Here is a 17878-nt window from a genome sequence, read left to right on the forward strand (position 1 = left end):
CCGATCGCCTGTTCAGACTAATCTGCGAAGAGTATGTATGGTATATGTAAGGAGGCTCGATAAATCTCCGATATTATCCTCGTTGATTTTCCTGCCAAAATCGAGCGTGATCGTATTTTCATACCTTTTCTTCTTTTTTTTCTGCGGCTCATAGAAAAAGGAGATTTTCTGCGTAATAAGCGGCCGATAGGACCAAATTTCGTTCAACCATTCATCAATTTGTTCACACTGCTCCACTGTATCGATTTCCTTAATAAATCGAATCGTTACGGTACAGCCAAACCCTTCTTTCCCTTTTGTCGAAAGTTCAAGAATTTCACCGGATAAATCCTTAGCAGTCGCATATAGAATCATCTCGGCTTTCGTTCGATGTGGAACGGTATCGACTGCATCCAGCATATCCGCCGTATCCACCATATCGGCAATATCGGCCCCTTCTTTCAACTCATCGTGAAGTTGTTCCTTGAGCCGAAAACCGATACGGTATTCCCGTGACATCAACGCCAGATCGACCCGATCATGGCGTGATGTAACAAGAATATCCCCAGAAAAATCAAAATCATAAACCGCGCCTTCGAGCGCGACTTTAACATTTTCAAAAATCGTCGGATCAAACATAACGACATCTCCTAGGTACGATTGATCATCTTTTTCCTGTTGGCCTCATCTTCACGGGCATTCTGCGCCGCAATCGCATACTATAGATTATAGCTTTTTTTAAGGGCGTACATAACAGTTTGTTGATGAAAAAGAAGCCGAGCCTATCCGGCTGAAAAAGGATCCAAGCGCCAGTGTGCTTATCCCATTCCAGGCCCAATCAACAACGTTCACCGTAGAGTTCCATATTCCCTGCAGCCACTCCCACGGATTCAGACCGGATGCTTAGGTGGCTAGCCCTTACCACATGACCTTCCGAATGGTATATATAAACTGGCACGTTACCCCTTTCCTGCTTTGTACTAAGTAATCAATATAGTCGAAGCCTGGATGTTTCTCGGATATTTGTCTTTGGAAAAGCATGATATAATGAAACAAAATCGTACCTATGGAGGAATTCTGATGTCAAACGACGAAGGCCTCTCTGATAGTCAAAACCGCATAGATCATGACCGTTTGTTTAAGGAACTGATTTCAACATTTTTTGAAGAGTTTATGGCGCTCTTCTTTCCTGATGCGTATGAAGCCATTGATTTTGAACATACCTCTTTCTTATCCGAAGAGCTGTTTACGGATATTCTGAAGGGAGAGAAACGGCGCGTAGATCTTCTCGTGGAAACGCACCTGAAGGGAGAAGAAAGTCTCATCATTATTCATGTCGAGCCACAATCGTACGAACAGACAGCCTTCCACGACCGGATGTTCATTTATTTCAGCCGTCTGTATGAAAAATATCGCAGACGTATCTTGCCTATCGCCATCTTCAGCTACGACAAAGTCAAAGAAGAACCCGATAAGCTGAAAATCTCCTTCCCTTTCTTCAATGTGATGACATTTCAGTTCTTAAAAGTTGAACTGAAACGCAAGAACTGGCGTGACTACATTCAGCAGGACAATCCGATAGCGGCTGCCCTGCTGAGCAAAATGGGGTACACACCCGAAGAAAGAGTAGAAGTCAAAAAAGAATTTCTCCGCATGCTGGTGCGGCTCGAACAAGACTCGGCTCGGATGACACTGCTTACCGGCTTTTTTGAAACCTACCTGCAATTGAATGAGGAAGAAGAACAACACTTACGCATGGAGCTGCAAAAGCTTGATCCTGACGAGGAGGTACGAATTATGGAACTGACAACGTCCTGGCATGAAAAGGGAAGACAAGAGGGAAGATTGGAAGGGAGACAGGAAGGAAGGCAGGAAGGAAGGCAGGAAGGAAAACGAGAAGCAATCCATGTGCTTTTGCAGGCTAAGTTTGGGGAAGCTGCCAAAGCCGTGCAGGAAGATGTACAGAAACTGGTCAAGGATGAACATATCAACGAATTATTGCTGAAAGTCACGGTAGCCCAATCGTTACAGGAAGTAAAAGGCTTTATACAAGAAACGCTTTCTAAACAAGCAGAAGATAAACGGCTGCAGTAACAAAAGAAGTAAATCGCCCGGTGGTAGGGTGATTTTTCTTTTCTATTCCTGGTTTCTAAAGAGATTCGGGCAATGGAAACGTAGAAAGTCTCCCCTTTTGTTTTTTGTTCAAACAACCTCTATAAACTGGCACGTTACCACCAGTGACTGGGGGGACGCTTCGATTCGCAAGGTATGTTTTTGTGCCTTTGGAGAAAAAGCCAACTTGTAGGAAATGTGCAGTAAGCGCTTTCCTGTATTGATGATATGATAGACGAATCCCTTCTCCCTCGTGTACATTCTCACTCCGTAGAAGTGGCATATCTGGGGCATGAAGGAATTGAAGAACTTCCAATACGCTCCAGTAAAATCAATGGCAATACGGTCGATGGGTAACCTAACGATTTTTGTCAACCATAAACTTTGTATTCCGGTAGACTTTAACAAACAGTTGGAATTTATGTTCATAGGGGAAAATAAATTCAGAAAGCGCCTCTGTTCTTTTGCCTGATACAAAATCCAGAGGTTCGGTGAAACAAAGCCCAGCATCGGCATAACGGCAAGCAAAACGATTCCAAAAGGCATTCCCACGATCATATACAGCTAGAAAATAAAAAGCATACTGAATCCAAGGACCTGTTATTTCACAACTACAAGCCTAGTTCTTTAAAACTATTACATTTAAGTTATAATTTTCCTTAAAAGTACTAAAAATCATATCAGATATTTTTTCCCATATAAATTATTTTCAAAGAAAATACTGAATCATTCATGAAATATTAACAATTAACTTATTCTCGTTTTTTTGGTGTGTAGTGCTTTTCCCGTTTGTTTATAGGAAACAAAAAAAGCCCTTCGATTAGAAGAGCTGGGGACAAAAACATGATTCCCATTCTATAGTAAACGCATACGAGTATTGTCTTTTAAGAATTAGTTATCGGTTTTTTTCGCTACCATCAGCCAGACATACCTGTTTAGTGGTTGGCTTGTCATTCCATCCTTTTCGAAGCAGCCGCTCCGTTAGATTCCCAGTGCCTACTCCAATTTCCAGCACATGCTTTATTCTTACTCCCATTATAAACGATGTTCGATAAATAGCCAACTATTTCAACCAACTTACTGCGATTACTATTTATCGCTTCCGTACTCTTTTGTTCCTTTATAAGCAAGCCAACGCCTGATAATGGTGCGCAGCCGTTTCTGCCGGTAAAAAAGAAGCCGTTTAATAAACGCTCTTTCTTTTTTCCGAAGAGATCCCGGGGGTACACTATTTAACGCTTCGTCAATCTCGCACGGCGTAATTGATTCGATTTTTTTAATCTCTTCATATAATATCGGCCACGAGGACTGCAGACGCTGCAATCCTTTTGGGACATGGTAATATTTCCAAAGTTGCAACCAGATCCGGGCCCCCATTTTTCCCCTCTTCCATTTTCGTGGAGACCCGTACAGTGTGTGGCCGTGATCGATGAGATACCACTTATATTTTTCCTTAGCATCGTTGCGAAAGAGGATGAGATTTTTCCCAAGGGCACGGTCTATATTGGCAATCCAGGCATCAAATACGACGAGCGTGCGTAATTTATCGATTTGCTCCACAAAACGTTCCGGTTGGGAATGCAGTTCTTCACCGGCCTCACGCCAGGTGATAATTTCCTTCGCCGGTTTCTCTAACGAAACGATTCCGGTTTGTTTCTTCCCGTCCGGTCCCCTTACAGTAGCCTGCACAAGTTCGGCCGCAGGAAACCCCAGTTTTTTGGCCAGTGCCAGAGCAATATATTCATTGGCAATCATTGGCCCCGAGTAATACCATTGCTTTGCGGTGGCAAATTTAAAGTAGCCCCGCTGGCCGTTCTCGTTTTCAACGACCCATACCTGCCCCTGCCGTTTCGCTTTCCAGGCTTTTTTAAGCATCCATTTACTTCGTATCACCTTTTCCTCCATCTCCCGTATTCAATCTCACCGATAGAAAGAGATCGTGATAACGGGCAGCGATATTTGCCCAATCGTAACGTATGGCTACCCTTCGCCCTTCTTCTATTCGCTTTTGTGTAATCTTCTTTTTTGTCCACATGTTTCTCACTGCTTTCGCAATATCGGTGCTTTTTACCCTGGGAATAATCTCGGCGACCCGGCCTGAAACAAATTGGGATAGCCCCCCGAACCGGGTTGAAACAAGGGGAGTTCCGTTAGCCAGCGCTTCCATGGCTACCATACCGAAAGACTCCCGGTGGCTCGGCACAATAACAGCCCCATGGGACACATAGAAGCTTTCGATTCTCTCCATAGGCTGAAAACCGAGCCAGCAGACGTTGGAGTCGATGCCAAGGTGCTGAGCCAGGATTTTCAAGTGTGCAACATACTTCTTTGAACCTGTTCCCACAATGCTCACTTTTACAGATGGTACCTTGCGGGCGAGAATAGCGGTAGCTTTCAGAAGTTCTTCAATCCCTTTGTGCCTTACTAACCGTCCAATAAACAATAGCCGGCGGCGTGACGCGGTGTTACCCGGTTCTTTTACCTTTACACCGTTTTCGATAATCTCTACTTTACCAATACAGTAAGGATAAAATTCCTCCAGCTTTTTTTGCTGCCACACACTTGGAACGACAATTTTATCCGAAATTCGCAACAGTTTTTCCTGCCGTTTTTGCACCAATTCCCGCAATCGGGACTTTTTTTCGAGCATCACCAGCGAATGGCAGGTATAAATGAGAGGAACACCATATTTTTCTCTATAATAAAAAGCTACATCCGCGAATTGTACACTGTGTATATGAATGACATCCGGAATCGACTCCCCCGTATTTCGCAGCCATCTTACAACAGGAAGGAAAAGAAAAAACTGTTTCTTATTTGAATAATAGGTTAAGTTTTTAGGAAGCCGGATTATTTTGATTCCACGGCTATGTTCGATTTTTACACCAGAATCCGTACCTGCGGCTACCACTATGATGTTAGATCTGTATTTACCCAATGCATATGCCAGATGAGTAGCTACAACTCCAAGACCGCCAATAATGTATGGTTTGAATTCATTTGTTAATACCCATAGATTAAGATTCACTCTCCTGCTCTACCTCCCCCAACCTCCCTAAATTTGTCAAGGGGTTGCCGCGTACTTTTGTATATAAGTTTATTCTGTGGGAAATTAGTTGGTGAACGAAAGACGTAGCAGCGTGGGAGCCGCAGATTCTTGGATTGAAATAGAGGCAGTCTGCCGCACGAAACCGTCCCGGTATAGAACACTTTACTGTTCCGCTTTGGAACAGTACCCCGTCTCAATGCGGAACAGTAACAACTCTTACATAAATAAAACCCCCTGTCTTCTTTGCCTTTTCCTATTTGGCATGCGATTTGCTTATTGAATTAGAGTAAAAAATGTTTTGCTATTTAAAATTTAGCGAGGGAGGTTTTACAATGATTTACGCACAACCCGGGCAAGCTGACGCAAAAGTATCGTTCAAAAAACGCTATGACAATTTTATCGGTGGCAAATGGGTGCCGCCGGTAAAAGGAGAGTACTTTGAAAACATTACCCCGGTGACTGGCAAACCTTTCTGCGAGGTAGCCCGCTCGACTTCGGACGATATAGAACTTGCACTTGATGCAGCTCACGCGGCAAAGGACTCGTGGGGACGCACGTCCGCAATCGAACGCGCCTCCTTGCTGAATAAAATTGCCGACCGAATGGAAGCAAATTTGGAAGCGCTTGCCGTAGCCGAAACTTGGGACAATGGCAAACCCGTGCGGGAAACACTGGCTGCTGACATTCCATTAGCGATCGATCATTTCCGCTATTTTGCCGGTTGCATCCGTGTTCAGGAAGGATCGATTGGCCAAATTGATAACGACACGGTTGCATATCATTTCCATGAACCGCTAGGGGTAGTCGGACAAATCATTCCGTGGAACTTCCCAATTTTAATGGCTGTTTGGAAGCTGGCCCCCGCTCTTGCCGCAGGGAATTGTATCGTGCTCAAGCCGGCGGAACAAACACCGGCCTCCGTTCTTGTCTTGATGGAGCTTATCCAGGATTTGCTTCCGCCTGGTGTAGTCAATATTGTAAACGGATTCGGTCTGGAAGCCGGGAAACCACTTGCCTCAAGTAACCGGATTGCCAAAATCGCTTTCACGGGCGAAACCACTACTGGCCGTTTGATCATGCAGTATGCGTCACAGAACATTATCCCGGTTACTTTGGAACTCGGCGGTAAATCGCCGAATATCTTCTTTGAGAATGTATTTAATAAAGACGATGCGTTTCTTAATAAGGCTATCGAGGGCTTCGTCCTCTTCGCACTAAACCAGGGTGAAGTTTGCACATGCCCGTCCCGTGCCTTAATCCAGGAATCTATCTACGATCGTTTCATGGAAAGAGCGCTTAAACGAGTTGCCGACATTAAGCAGGGAAATCCACTAGATACAGAAACGATGATTGGAGCGCAGGCTTCTTCCGAACAGGTTGAGAAAATTCTTTCTTATATGGATATCGGTAAACAGGAAGGCGCCCAATGCTTGATTGGTGGGGAAAGAAATACGTTAGAAGGTGACCTGCAAGACGGGTATTATATTAAACCTACCGTATTTAAAGGGCACAATAAAATGCGAATTTTCCAGGAAGAGATTTTTGGTCCGGTCGTCTCTGTGACAACGTTTAAAGATTTCGATGAGGCATTGGAAATCGCCAATGATACGCTGTACGGATTAGGTTCCGGCGTTTGGACGCGGGATATCAACGATGCCTACCGAATGGGAAGAGAAATTCAAGCCGGACGTGTGTGGACCAACTGCTACCACTCTTACCCTGCTCATGCCGCATTCGGTGGATATAAAGGATCCGGAATTGGCCGTGAAACGCACAAAATGATGCTTGAACATTACCAGCAAACGAAAAACCTGCTCGTCAGTTACAGCCCGGATGCGCTCGGATTTTTCTAAAAGTGACCGCCTCCTGCCGTGCCATTGAAAATGCAAAAAATCCGGACCCTATGTCCGGATTTTTTGGAGGTGTTCTTGTGAAAACAGTAAATAAAGTTGTGGCCACTGAGAAGGCCTTAGAATTAATTCAACGGTTACAAGAAAAATACGGGCCTCTCATGTTTCATCAGTCGGGAGGTTGCTGTGACGGCAGCTCCCCGATGTGCTATCCGCGGGGAGAATTCATGATCGGAGAGCAGGATGTTTTGCTGGGGGAAATTGCTGAATGTCCTTTCTATATGAGCGCCGCCCAGTATGAATACTGGAAGCATACCCAGCTTATCATCGATGTTGTTCCCGGAAGAGGGGGCATGTTTTCTCTGGAAGGGCCGGAAGGTGTAAGATTTTTAACACGTTCCCGGTTATTTACCGATGAGGAGCGCGAAATAATAAACTGTCACATCAACCCGCAGTGATTATAAGAAAACAAGAAAGGTAAATTGACATATCGAAAAAAATCGATATAATAAAATCATGAAACTCACCGACTTATTTAAAGTATTATCTAACGAAACAAGACTGCAAATATTGCTATGGTTAAAAGAACCTGAAAAATATTTCCCCCCACAGCATAGTAGTGATTCCTATGAAAACGGGGTATGTGTAAGTCATATTCAAAAGAAAGCAGGATTAACGCAATCAACCGTTTCCCAATATCTCTCAATGCTTGAACGGGTAGGATTAGTAAATGCTAAACGAGCAGGGCAATGGACATATTATAAAAGGAATGAAGAAAAAATACGCGAAATTGTCGATTTGATTCGGAAGGAAATTTAATTAATCAGCCAGGATCTTACATAAATTTCAATATCCCTGCTCCCGTGTTATCTCTACCTTTACACATCGATAAAACTAAATATGTATATATACAAATATTAATGTTAGGAGTGGTTTTATGAACGCGAAACTTTTTTCTCCCCTCACTATTAAAGATGTGACATTTAAAAACCGAATCGTTATGTCTCCCATGTGTATGTATTCCTGTACCGCACAGGACGGCAAAGTTACGAACTGGCATCTTACGCATTACACAAGCCGCGCGGTAGGGCAGGTCGGTCTGATTATAACGGAAGCAACCGCCGTTACCCCACAGGGTCGTATTTCTTACGGAGACTTGGGAATCTGGAACGATGAACAAATGGAAGGTTTAAAAAAACTTGTAAACGTCATTCATGAACATGGAGCAAAGGCAGGTATCCAACTTGCGCATGCCGGACGAAAGGCTGAACTCGAGGGAACGATCTTAGCGCCATCCGCTGTTCCCTTTGACGATAAATCAAAGACGCCGAAGGAAGCCAGCAAATCCGATATCCAAGAGGTAATAGCCGCCTTTACAGAGGGAGCACGCCGGGCAAAAGAAGCCGGTTTTGATGTAATCGAATTGCATGCCGCCCACGGCTACTTAATTCATGAGTTTCTCTCCCCCCTATCTAACCACCGTGAGGACGAATACGGCGGAAACGCTGCAAATCGCTATCGTTTACTCGGGGAAGTCATCGATGCGGTAAAAACCGAATGGCAAGGGCCTCTTTTTGTTCGCATTTCAGCACATGATTATCATGAGGAAGGGTATACTCCTGATGATTACGTACCGTATGCAAAAAAGATGAAAGAACAAGGGGTAGACTTAATCGACTGCAGTTCCGGAGCGGTTGTTCCCGCAAAAATAGATGTGTACCCGGGATATCAGGTTCCTTATTCTGACCAGATTCGTAATCAGGCAAATATTGCCACAGGAGCTGTAGGGTTAATTACATCCGGAATTCAGGCCGAAGAAATTCTGAAAAATAATCGTGCGGATCTTGTTTTTCTGGCGCGGGAATTGCTTCGCAACCCATATTGGCCCCGTGCGGCGGCAAAGGAATTAGGCGTGTCCATTGAGTCTCCAAAACAATATGAACGTGCCTGGAAGTAAGGTTTCGCTCGCCATAAAAATGGGTAATAACATAGAAATTCAGCAAAATGCATATTGAAAAATTCTGTTAATTTATGTAGAATTATTTTTATACTATCCAAAAGGAGGGTTGTATGATGATGTATGTATGTATATCCTGCTACCAACTCAAGCATGGTGACCTCGAACGAATCGATATGAACATCTGTGAAAACTGTGCCGAAGAACTGGAGGATGATAAACGCACACCATTACTGTCCACTATCGTACCCCCTTATAGGATAACCGAGAACGATGACCATGAAAGGTTATACCCCCTTACCTGAAAATAGGCCGCCTTTCTTCCCTAAAATGATGCACATGGGTGAAAGGCGTTATTTTTGTTTTATGCATTTATATGGTACAATTCTCTCAAGAAAACTTGGCAATAGCCTTGCACTTATACGCTAATAAAGGCAGGTAGGGCATAACCTATTCGTAAACTGAGGTGGATCATGGCTTCTATTCTTCGTTCGATCCCTAACGTCTTCACACTTGGCAATCTTGTGTGTGGGATATTCTCGATAACTTTTGCAATGAATGGCTTTTTTAAAGTGTCAGCTCTTTTGATTTTTCTGGCAGCCCTGTGTGATGTCTTCGACGGCAAACTCGCCCGTATGCTGAAAGTGGATAGTCCAATGGGAGTGGAATTAGATTCCCTTGCCGATATTGTAAGCTTCGGAGTCGCCCCGTCCATTCTCGTTCACTCGATGCATGCCCATTCCGCTTTATTAACTCTTGCCTTCGTAGCATTTCCAATTGCGGGTGCTTGGAGACTTGGCCGTTTTAACGTGAGCCCTACAAAAGGTTATTATAAGGGAGTACCCATTACACTCGCAGGCCTGATTACTGCTGCTCTTGCTTTTTTCTCGTTTTCCAGCCCCATTCTGCTTATTATCTTGGCAGTACTTATGGTCAGCCCAATTCGTATCCCAAAACTATAACAGGATGTATTTTTATCTAAAGGACTCGATCCCAGGGATTGAGTCTTTTAGTTTGTTTATATATCAATTTGTTTTGTGCATAATTACAAACAGTTATAAATTATTTTATTATTATTGACAAACCAGTATAAAAGAAATTACTATTATACTGTTAAAAAAGAAAGTTATTTTAGTTAACTATTCTTTTTTAACAATTGAAAGCGTTTTATTAATAAAATATTATAAAGAATAAAAATAAAGGGGGATTTCTATGAGCAATAAACATGAAACAAGCACTGAACTTCATCGCGGGCTTGAAGAAAGACATATTACGTTAATGTCTCTCGGAGCTGCCATCGGTGTCGGTCTGTTTCTCGGGTCGGCTTCAGCTATTAAATTAGCCGGGCCTGCGATTCTGCTTGCCTATGCAATCGGAGGAGCCGCCATGTTTATCATTATGCGCGCTCTTGGGGAAATGGCGATTGAAAATCCGGTTGCCGGTTCATTTAGCCGCTATGCCCGTGAATATTTAGGACCGCTTGCCGGCTATCTCACCGGATGGAACTACTGGTTTCTATGGGTAGTAACATGTATGGCTGAAATCACTGCCGTCGGTATATACATGGATTTCTGGATTCCCGGCGTGCCGCACTGGATCTGGGCTCTGGCAGCACTTGTCGTGATGAGTATTGTTAATTTGATTGCCGTTAAAGCGTATGGGGAACTTGAATTCTGGTTCGCTTTAGTAAAAATTGTTACAATTATCGCTATGATCATTCTTGGTGCCTGCATGGTTTTCTTCGGGCTTGGCAACGGTGGGATCGCAACAGGAATTAGCAACCTGTGGAGCCACGGCGGATTTTTTGCCCATGGGATTACCGGTGTTCTCATGTCGATGCAGATGGTTATGTTTGCTTACCTTGGGATTGAAATGATTGGTGTTACGGCTGGAGAAGTAAAAAATCCGCAGAAAAATCTTTCGAGAGCAATTGATAGTGTTTTCTGGAGAATTCTGATTTTCTATGTTGGCGCTTTATTCGTCATTATGTCTATTTATCCGTGGGATCAAATCAGCCCGCAGAGCGGCAGTCCGTTCGTTATGACCTTTAATAAAATCGGTATTCCGTATGCCGCTGGCATTATTAACTTTGTTGTATTGACTGCTGCCCTATCTTCTTGCAACAGCGGTATTTTTAGTACGGGCCGCATGCTGTTTAACCTTGCACAGCAGGGCGAAGCTCCAGCTAAATTAGGTATGTTATCCAAGTCAGGCGTACCAAGTAGTGCGATTCTTGTATCAGCAGGTGCTCTGCTAATCGGCGTTCTGCTTAACTATGTAGTACCGGCCAAAGTATTTACATGGGTAACCAGCATCGGTACCTTCGGAGCGATCTGGACGTGGGCGGTTATTCTCCTGTCACAGATTAAATACCGTAAGAGTCTGTCCAAAAAAGCTGCGCAAAACTTGAAATATAAAATGCCGATGTTCCCGTTCAGTTCCTATGTGACTCTCGCTTTCCTGGTGCTTGTAGTAGTCCTGATGGCGTATTTCCCTGATACACGGATCGCCCTTTATATTGGCCCGCTGTGGTTTGTTCTTTTAATCGTATTCTACTATGTCAAAGGGCTAAATAAAAAAAATGAAAGCGCGGCAGCGTTGGAACAATCCAGTACAGTAGAAATTGTAAAATAGAAGGTATAAAACAAGCAAAGCTTGGTGATCGGCTTATTGCTCTGGTGAAGCCAGAGCAATAAGCCTTTTTATTTTCTTTTATAATCGGACAAAGAATGCTCTTATTTTAAGAACGTATGCTTTACACAGATGAGTCGATCAGAGATGATATTAATAGTAGAATGATAGCCGCTAAAAATGGCAGGAACTTTTAAAAGAAAATAAAGAGAGGATAGAAGGAATGGGTACAAAGAGTGTGGACAGAAGGTACGGAACGGTTAAATTTTTTTTTGTTGTTGGCTTTCTTCATCTCATCGGTATTACGGGCATTCTTTCAGTGAGACATGGTCATCCGCTTTTTTTAGGAATGGCCTTTTTAGCTTATACGCTTGGTTTACGGCATGCTTTTGATATCGATCATATCGCTGCGATTGACAACACCGTGCGAAAACTCGTTCAGCAGAACCGAAATCCAGCAGGAGTAGGATTCTTCTTTTCGCTCGGCCACTCAACAGTCGTATTTTTGCTCGCTGTCTGTACCGCTTTTTCCGTGCAATGGGTGCATGACAAATTGCCATATCTGAAAGAAGTTGGCGGAATTATCGGCACGCTTGTATCCGGCATTTTTCTTCTTTTAATCGGATTAGTTAACCTTATTATATTAAAAAATATTTCTCAAGCCTTTCTCAAAATGAGAAGGAAAAAGTACGGGGAAGAAGAATTTGATAGCCTCCTTCTATCACGGGGTTTTTTATCACGATTTATTCGGCCACTATACGCCTTTATTAATCAGAGCTGGCACGTATACCCACTCGGGTTTCTATTTGGTTTAGGTTTCGATACCGCCAGTGAAGTCGCACTATTAGCCATGTCGGCCGGAGCGGTGAAAAACGCACTGCCGCTATCGGGAATCCTGGCTCTACCTATTTTATTTGCAGCGGGGATGAGTCTGCTGGATACAGCGGACGGTGTATTCATGACAACAAGCTACCGATGGGCGTTAAATAATCCTGTTAGAAAAATTTATTACAACCTAACCGTGACAGCGATATCTGTCCTTTCCGCTCTGTTGATCGGTTTGGTGGAACTTGCACAAATCGTTGTCCCCCAGTTAGGTCTAACGGGCGGCTTCTGGTTATATATACAGGATTTAAACCTTGGTGCATTGGGATACATACTCGTCGCCTTATTTGTCTGTGTTTGGGGAGTTTCGTACTGCGTTTGGAAGTGGTTTAGAATTGAAGAGCGATGGGGCCAGTAACAATTTACTTACTCATTATCTCTTTCGAAAAGGTTTTTTCCCTATGTACATGGTAAAATAAAATCATCTTGCCAAGCCGAAAGGATGAAGGAAATGGATTTAACTAAGAAGTCGAAAGAAAATGTGGAATACATGATTGAAGAAATCAAAAACAAATTAAAAGTGGTCAACGTTGCGGCCATTAAACCTTCCCACTTTGATGAAGAACAATACGAAGACTTAAAGGATATTTATGATATGGTTATGAAAAAAGCTTCTTTCAGTATAAGCGAAATGGAAGCCATTGTTACGGAATTGGGAAGCTTACGTAAATCCTAATGGAAATAATTAATGAACCATACCGTTGCTATTAAAAACCCTTCCGGTAATCCCGGAAGGGTTTGTATTTATTTACCAAAAAAGAATTTAACATCCATACGTGTTTTTCCAAACTTGAATGGCCAAAAGCATATCGCCAGTTGTCTCGTCATTTACCGATTCTGCAATCTCCATCCCTTGTTTTAATTCGGAGATGATTTGGCCAAAGTCATTAACGGTTGTCAAATTGTAGTCATATCATTAAAAATTAAAGTTGTCAGGGTCTGGGCCTGTGCGTTCGTTTTTATTTAATCCATCAATTTTAGCCATATCTTCCGCTGATAATTCAAAGTCAAAAACGTCAGCATTCTCAATAATACGATTTTCCTTTGTTGATTTAGGAATGGTAATAATATCGTGTTGAATGTCCCATCGTAAAATAACTTGTGCAACCGTCTTATTATATTTCTCTGCTACTTCTTTAATAACCGGGTTATCAAGTATTTTTCCACTGCCTAGTGGAGACCATGCTTCTACTTTCATTCCTATTGATTTGCAAAACTCTCTTAATTCGACTTGAGTCAATAACGGATGAAGCTCAATTTGATTAACCATAGGCGTTATTTCTGCATCGGCAAGTAAATCTTCTAAATGATGTTGGTGGAAGTTACTTACACCTATTGCACGTACCTTTCCATCCTTGTACAATTTCTCGAGTGCTTTCCATGTATCTTTGTATTTACCCGCTACAGGCCAATGAATTAAATATAAGTCAACATAATCAACACCCAGTTTCTTCGTACTTTGTTCAAATGCCGTTAGCGTAGATTCGTACCCTTGGTCCGCGTTCCATACTTTAGTCGTGATAAATAATTCTTCACGGGGAACTCCTGTTTCTTTAATGGCTTGCCCTACACCTGCTTCATTTTTATAAGCGGCTGCCGTATCAATACTTTTATATCCTGCTTTAATAGCATATTTAACAGAATTAACCACTTCATTTCCTTCTTTAACCTGCCATACGCCTAAACCAAATCCAGGCATGTTAACCCCATTAAGTAATGTTGTAGTGTCCTGCAAATTTTTAATCATTACGAACCCTCCATACATTAAATTTTTTTGCTGGTAATAAATTTTAATTACATGAATACTCGTACATCCCAAAGTGCCCTCTAACGCAATCGCTTTATAGAACTCTGAACCCTTGTAGAAAGAAAAAACTAAAGGAATAACTTCCCCAACTACCATTTTATACTAAAAAATACGATTCCTCAAACAATTTCACTCTTTCTATATGGTTAACGTTCACTAACCAAACTTTTTACAAAGACCGGTATGACAACACCAGTTATCACACCTACAACGACAATGTTAAGACTTATCCCTTTACATGGAGTTAAAATCAAGATACCTTTGAGTAAGGGTGTTATTTTAGTCGGTATGAAAGTCTCTGCCGCGTTTTAGGTATTTCAAACGATGATAATGGTCGGGTAAACTATTGAGTATTTTTACCAAACGATACAGCATACACCTATGCCTCGAGTAAAGTCCTTGTGGAAAAAAATAAAGGAGATTCTAATAATGGACTTGAATGTAACTACGAAAACGCCTATGACTTCAAACTCTAGACAGCAGGAACCGAAAAAGCGCGTTCTCGTGATGACCTCAGTCTCGGCCGAGAGGGACGCTGTATTGCGTGGACTTCATAACGCCAACGGATTTGATGTCCTCGCGGGAGGTGTGGGTCCGGCAGCTGCCGCAGCCAGCACAGCCACGGCATTGGCATCTGCCGAGTATGGCTTGGTAGTCAGTGCTGGAATCGGGGGCGGCTTTGTGGGCCGAACTGAAGTGGGCTCTCTAGTGGTCGCGAACGAAATCGTCGCTGCCGACCTGGGAGCAGAGACCCCGGAAGGTTTCTGCAGCTTGGACAAGCTGGGGTTCGGCTCCACCCGCTTCCCAGTCGATGCTACCCTGGTGGCCCGGGTGACGGAGGCGCTGCACGCGGCTGGACTGCCGGTCACTACTGGCCCGGTGCTTACTGTATCGACTGTGACAGGTACCGTGGCGACCGCCTTAGAACTGACCTCACGTGTGCCCGGGGCGACCGCCGAGGTGATGGAGGGTTATGGCGTGGCTATCGCAGCCCATAATCACGGCGTGCCAATCCTGGAAATCCGGGCTATCTCGAACCCGGTCGGCCCGCGTAACCGGGCCGCATGGCGTATAGAAGAAGCTCTAACCATGCTAGAATCAGCAAGCTCAGTATTACTGGAGGTGTTACTATGAGAATTGCTTTCTCTCCTTGCCCTAACGACACTTTTGTTTTCCATGCCTTGGTACACGGGTTAGTGCCCGGCGCGCCAAAATTTGACGTCTCGTATGCAGATATCGATATCACGAACAGTTTGGCAGCTAACCCCAACGGGCCTGAGGTGCTTAAGATTTCGTACGCGGCTCTGCCGTGGGTACTGTCCGAGTACGCTCTGCTTCCATGCGGGGGGGCGTTGGGCAGAGGCTGCGGTCCATTGGTACTTACGAAAACCGATGCGTCCGATACCAACCGCCCAGCGTGGCTGACCGGCCGGCGTGTCGCAGTACCCAGTGAGCGTTCAACCGCCTACCTTCTGTTCCGGCTGTGGGCGGCCCAGAATGTCCCCGGAGGCGTGGGTGAAATTGTGATTATGCCGTTTAACGAAATTATGCCTGCGGTACGCGATGGCCTGGTCGATGCCGGACTGGTAATCCACGAAGCGCGCTTTACATACCACTCGTATGGGCTAAACCTCATGGTTGATTTAGGCAGCTGGTGGGAATCCGACACTAACCTGCCGATTCCGCTCGGAGCAATCATCGCCCACAGGTCGCTGGATTTGGAGGCGATCTCCGACTGGATTCGGGCGTCGGTTGAATACGCGTGGGCCAACCCGGAGGTCTCGCGGGAGTATGTGCTGCGCCATTCTCAAGAGTTGGCCCCTGAAGTAGCACAAGCGCACATCGACCTGTATGTGAACAAGTTCACTGCCAATCTGGGCGAAGACGGGTACGCCGCGGTAACCGCCCTGCTCAACCGGGCGGCGGAAGAAGGTCTTGTGCCGAAAGTGGACGTAGCGGCGCTGCGCTGACGCGACGGACGACAGTGGACCTGAAAAGAAAACTTGTCTAGCGCCACTCCAAAGACGGAAGCGCTGGCCTTCGTTGCATTTATGCTGATAGGAATGCTTTCCTATCAGCATAAAAGGCTCCTATGATGTGTTCCTATTCACATCAGTAGGAGCCTTTTATGCTGAGTACAAAGCGGTCGTGATTCTTTTGGAAAACAAAACTTTTGTTTTTCTATGGCCATGTGTCTTAGTACATTTTTTCGCGTACCAAGCTCCATAGCCAATTAAATACGATAGCACCTATTGCCCCGGCAATGACATTGAAGCCGGCAATGACCCAGACCCAATCACCCAGCAGGAAATCACCCAGCCAGCTGCCTATCAGCGTGGCAATCAGCGATGCCCACCAGCCTTTACCAGCTACTTGGCCTGTAATCCAGTAGTTCATGATCCCCCAGAAAACGACACCAACTACCGCCCATATGATCCAGTACATCATAAATCCCTTCCTTTCACATGATGATAACGTTTGCATAATTGCACAAAACATTGTTATCTACTTGCTATCATCATATGTCGGCCGAGCAAAAGTGCTACTCCATGTAAATTACGCTTTACATATCAAGAAAGGGGATCGTCAAAAAAGAAGTCGCTCATATTATTCACATCATCGAAAAAGAGTCAATCTTACACTATAAAATCGCATAGCTTCAAGACTGCCTTCTACCTCGAAAACTCCTTTTTCAATCAGCTTCCTTAGCCGATATTCCAAAAACTCATCTCCTACATACTGTTCTAAATGACCAAGCACTTCACCGATTAGTCTCGCTGATTTCATAAAGTCCTTCGTCTTCTGTTTGCTATGTAGCTTTTTAGCTCTGTTTATAATATATTGGTCATAATAATCTTCAGGAACGCTCTGTATTCTTCCGTTCCGCCAAATCCTTAATGCTTCACGATTGTCCGCAAGGTTGAGCCATTCTTGTTCAAATCGCTCTCTTTCAAGCTGTGACAAAGGATGTTTCTGCTTACTCTGCTCATAAATTACTTGGAGTTTCTCAGGTGGTATTTCACCTGTATGCAGTACAGCGAACTTTATATCAGGTCGGTTAAAATGCTCAGCATACGTCTTGGTAGTATTAATCACTTTGATTTCATTGGTTTTGTCCTTTAATAAATGCAGAACATATCGTAATCCAGTCTGCTCGTGGGAGTTTTCACCAATCCATATGATAATGGGTTCGCCTTCTGGAATGGATGTTACCTGATTGATAGTCCTTTGAAATTTTTGTTTATATTCATAAAACTCATCATATTCATTATTCATACTATTTTTTATCCAATCAAATCTGGCTTCTTTTCCAATCACTTCATGTAACTGCCAGATTGGACCTACAGAGAACATTTCCCAAAATGAAATGACACGTTCTTTTTTATCTACACGTAAATCCTTTAGGGCTACTTTTAAACTGCCCGAAGGAGAAGGCCCAAACAGAATATGTGTCATTTTATTTTCCTCCTCGACTGTAGCTATAAAATATTTTTCAGTTCCACTTATTTCTCTTTTTTTTTATGAATTAGCCGAGAACACTCGTGACTTCCGTCATGAGATGAATCGGCTTCGGACAAGGCGTGTCTTTTGACACGTCAATTGTCCGA

At 43.8% G+C, this 17878-nt stretch carries 20 protein-coding genes and 1 pseudogene; 13 read left to right on the forward strand and 8 right to left on the reverse strand.

Features of this window, described 5'->3' with window-relative positions; translation table 11 throughout:
* Positions 1 to 12: 12 nt before the first annotated feature.
* Entirely contained in the window at positions 13 to 618 is a 606-nt protein-coding gene (locus H525_RS0107030; protein ID WP_027415635.1) for a hypothetical protein, read from the reverse strand.
* A gap of 441 nt (positions 619 to 1059) precedes the next feature.
* Here H525_RS0107030 and H525_RS0107035 point away from each other — a divergent pair, with 441 nt between their 5' ends.
* Both H525_RS0107035 and H525_RS29380 read left to right on the forward strand, forming a co-directional pair.
* Positions 1060 to 2073, forward strand: coding sequence for an RpnC/YadD family protein (locus H525_RS0107035; protein ID WP_035100279.1), 1014 nt, complete (start codon positions 1060 to 1062; stop codon positions 2071 to 2073).
* Between the two features lie 246 nt (positions 2074 to 2319).
* Entirely contained in the window at positions 2320 to 2448 is a 129-nt protein-coding gene (locus tag H525_RS29380) for a hypothetical protein (RefSeq protein WP_425387661.1), read from the forward strand.
* Between the two features lie 538 nt (positions 2449 to 2986).
* On the opposite strand, the gene H525_RS29385 is transcribed toward H525_RS29380, so the two are convergent.
* Genes H525_RS29385 through H525_RS23115 form a run of 3 tightly spaced genes read right to left on the reverse strand, consistent with a single transcriptional unit; the run spans position 2987 to position 5119 of the window.
* Positions 2987 to 3127: a hypothetical protein gene (locus H525_RS29385; protein ID WP_155837176.1), complete on the reverse strand. Its 141-nt coding sequence runs from the start codon at positions 3125 to 3127 to the stop codon at positions 2987 to 2989.
* Between the two features lie 53 nt (positions 3128 to 3180).
* Complete coding sequence (locus H525_RS0107045; protein ID WP_027415638.1) at positions 3181 to 3984, reverse strand: HipA family kinase; 804 nt, start codon at positions 3982 to 3984, stop codon at positions 3181 to 3183.
* Positions 3971 to 5119, reverse strand: coding sequence for a glycosyltransferase family 4 protein (locus H525_RS23115; RefSeq protein WP_051330863.1), 1149 nt, complete (start codon positions 5117 to 5119; stop codon positions 3971 to 3973). The genes H525_RS0107045 and H525_RS23115 overlap by 14 nt, the downstream gene beginning before the upstream one ends.
* A 353-nt stretch (positions 5120 to 5472) precedes the next feature.
* Between H525_RS23115 and adh the strand changes: the two genes are divergently transcribed.
* From adh to H525_RS0107095, 9 genes are all read left to right on the forward strand, one after another.
* On the forward strand, positions 5473 to 6993 hold the full coding sequence (gene adh / locus H525_RS0107055) for an aldehyde dehydrogenase (RefSeq protein ID WP_027415639.1): 1521 nt from the start codon (positions 5473 to 5475) through the stop codon (positions 6991 to 6993).
* A gap of 77 nt (positions 6994 to 7070) precedes the next feature.
* Complete coding sequence (locus tag H525_RS0107060; protein WP_027415640.1) at positions 7071 to 7448, forward strand: DUF779 domain-containing protein; 378 nt, start codon at positions 7071 to 7073, stop codon at positions 7446 to 7448.
* A 58-nt stretch (positions 7449 to 7506) separates the two neighbouring features.
* Positions 7507 to 7809, forward strand: a complete 303-nt coding sequence (locus tag H525_RS0107065; RefSeq protein ID WP_027415641.1) for an ArsR/SmtB family transcription factor — start codon at positions 7507 to 7509, stop codon at positions 7807 to 7809.
* A gap of 118 nt (positions 7810 to 7927) precedes the next feature.
* Positions 7928 to 8947 (forward strand): NADPH dehydrogenase NamA, encoded by a 1020-nt coding sequence (gene namA, locus H525_RS0107070; RefSeq protein WP_027415642.1) that lies wholly within the window; start codon positions 7928 to 7930, stop codon positions 8945 to 8947.
* Positions 8948 to 9060: 113 nt separating this feature from the next.
* On the forward strand, positions 9061 to 9252 hold the full coding sequence (locus H525_RS0107075; RefSeq protein WP_155837177.1) for a hypothetical protein: 192 nt from the start codon (positions 9061 to 9063) through the stop codon (positions 9250 to 9252).
* 165 nt (positions 9253 to 9417) lie between these two features.
* Positions 9418 to 9909 (forward strand): CDP-diacylglycerol--serine O-phosphatidyltransferase, encoded by a 492-nt coding sequence (pssA, locus tag H525_RS0107080; RefSeq protein WP_027415644.1) that lies wholly within the window; start codon positions 9418 to 9420, stop codon positions 9907 to 9909.
* A 250-nt stretch (positions 9910 to 10159) separates the two neighbouring features.
* A complete protein-coding gene (locus H525_RS0107085) occupies positions 10160 to 11581 on the forward strand; it encodes an amino acid permease (RefSeq protein WP_027415645.1) in 1422 nt (473 codons plus the stop codon).
* 220 nt (positions 11582 to 11801) lie between these two features.
* Positions 11802 to 12821 (forward strand): HoxN/HupN/NixA family nickel/cobalt transporter, encoded by a 1020-nt coding sequence (locus tag H525_RS0107090; protein WP_035100282.1) that lies wholly within the window; start codon positions 11802 to 11804, stop codon positions 12819 to 12821.
* A 93-nt stretch (positions 12822 to 12914) separates the two neighbouring features.
* Positions 12915 to 13139 carry a DUF1128 domain-containing protein gene (locus tag H525_RS0107095; protein WP_027415647.1) on the forward strand — a complete coding sequence of 75 codons (225 nt, stop codon included), beginning with the start codon at positions 12915 to 12917 and terminating at the stop codon, positions 13137 to 13139.
* A 31-nt stretch (positions 13140 to 13170) separates the two neighbouring features.
* Here H525_RS0107095 and H525_RS28460 read toward each other — a convergent pair.
* A pseudogene (locus H525_RS28460) lies at positions 13171 to 13361 on the reverse strand (hypothetical protein); the annotation flags it as partial.
* Between the two features lie 18 nt (positions 13362 to 13379).
* Positions 13380 to 14207 carry an aldo/keto reductase gene (locus H525_RS0107100; RefSeq protein WP_027415648.1) on the reverse strand — a complete coding sequence of 276 codons (828 nt, stop codon included), beginning with the start codon at positions 14205 to 14207 and terminating at the stop codon, positions 13380 to 13382.
* 522 nt (positions 14208 to 14729) lie between these two features.
* On the opposite strand from H525_RS0107100, the gene H525_RS0107105 reads away from it, so the two are divergent.
* Positions 14730 to 15404: a futalosine hydrolase gene (locus H525_RS0107105; RefSeq protein ID WP_027415649.1), complete on the forward strand. Its 675-nt coding sequence runs from the start codon at positions 14730 to 14732 to the stop codon at positions 15402 to 15404.
* Complete coding sequence (locus H525_RS0107110; protein WP_027415650.1) at positions 15401 to 16240, forward strand: 1,4-dihydroxy-6-naphtoate synthase; 840 nt, start codon at positions 15401 to 15403, stop codon at positions 16238 to 16240. The genes H525_RS0107105 and H525_RS0107110 overlap by 4 nt, the downstream gene beginning before the upstream one ends.
* A 226-nt stretch (positions 16241 to 16466) precedes the next feature.
* Here H525_RS0107110 and H525_RS0107115 read toward each other — a convergent pair whose 3' ends face one another.
* Together H525_RS0107115 and H525_RS0107120 are read right to left on the reverse strand one after the other, a co-directional pair.
* Positions 16467 to 16718, reverse strand: coding sequence for a hypothetical protein (locus tag H525_RS0107115; RefSeq protein WP_245590418.1), 252 nt, complete (start codon positions 16716 to 16718; stop codon positions 16467 to 16469).
* A 168-nt stretch (positions 16719 to 16886) separates the two neighbouring features.
* Positions 16887 to 17726, reverse strand: coding sequence for a DUF1835 domain-containing protein (locus tag H525_RS0107120; RefSeq protein ID WP_027415652.1), 840 nt, complete (start codon positions 17724 to 17726; stop codon positions 16887 to 16889).
* Between the last annotated feature and the right edge of the window lie 152 nt (positions 17727 to 17878).

The sequence above is a fragment of the Aneurinibacillus terranovensis DSM 18919 genome, assembly GCF_000430625.1.
GTDB classification, from domain to species: domain Bacteria; phylum Bacillota; class Bacilli; order Aneurinibacillales; family Aneurinibacillaceae; genus Aneurinibacillus_B; species Aneurinibacillus_B terranovensis.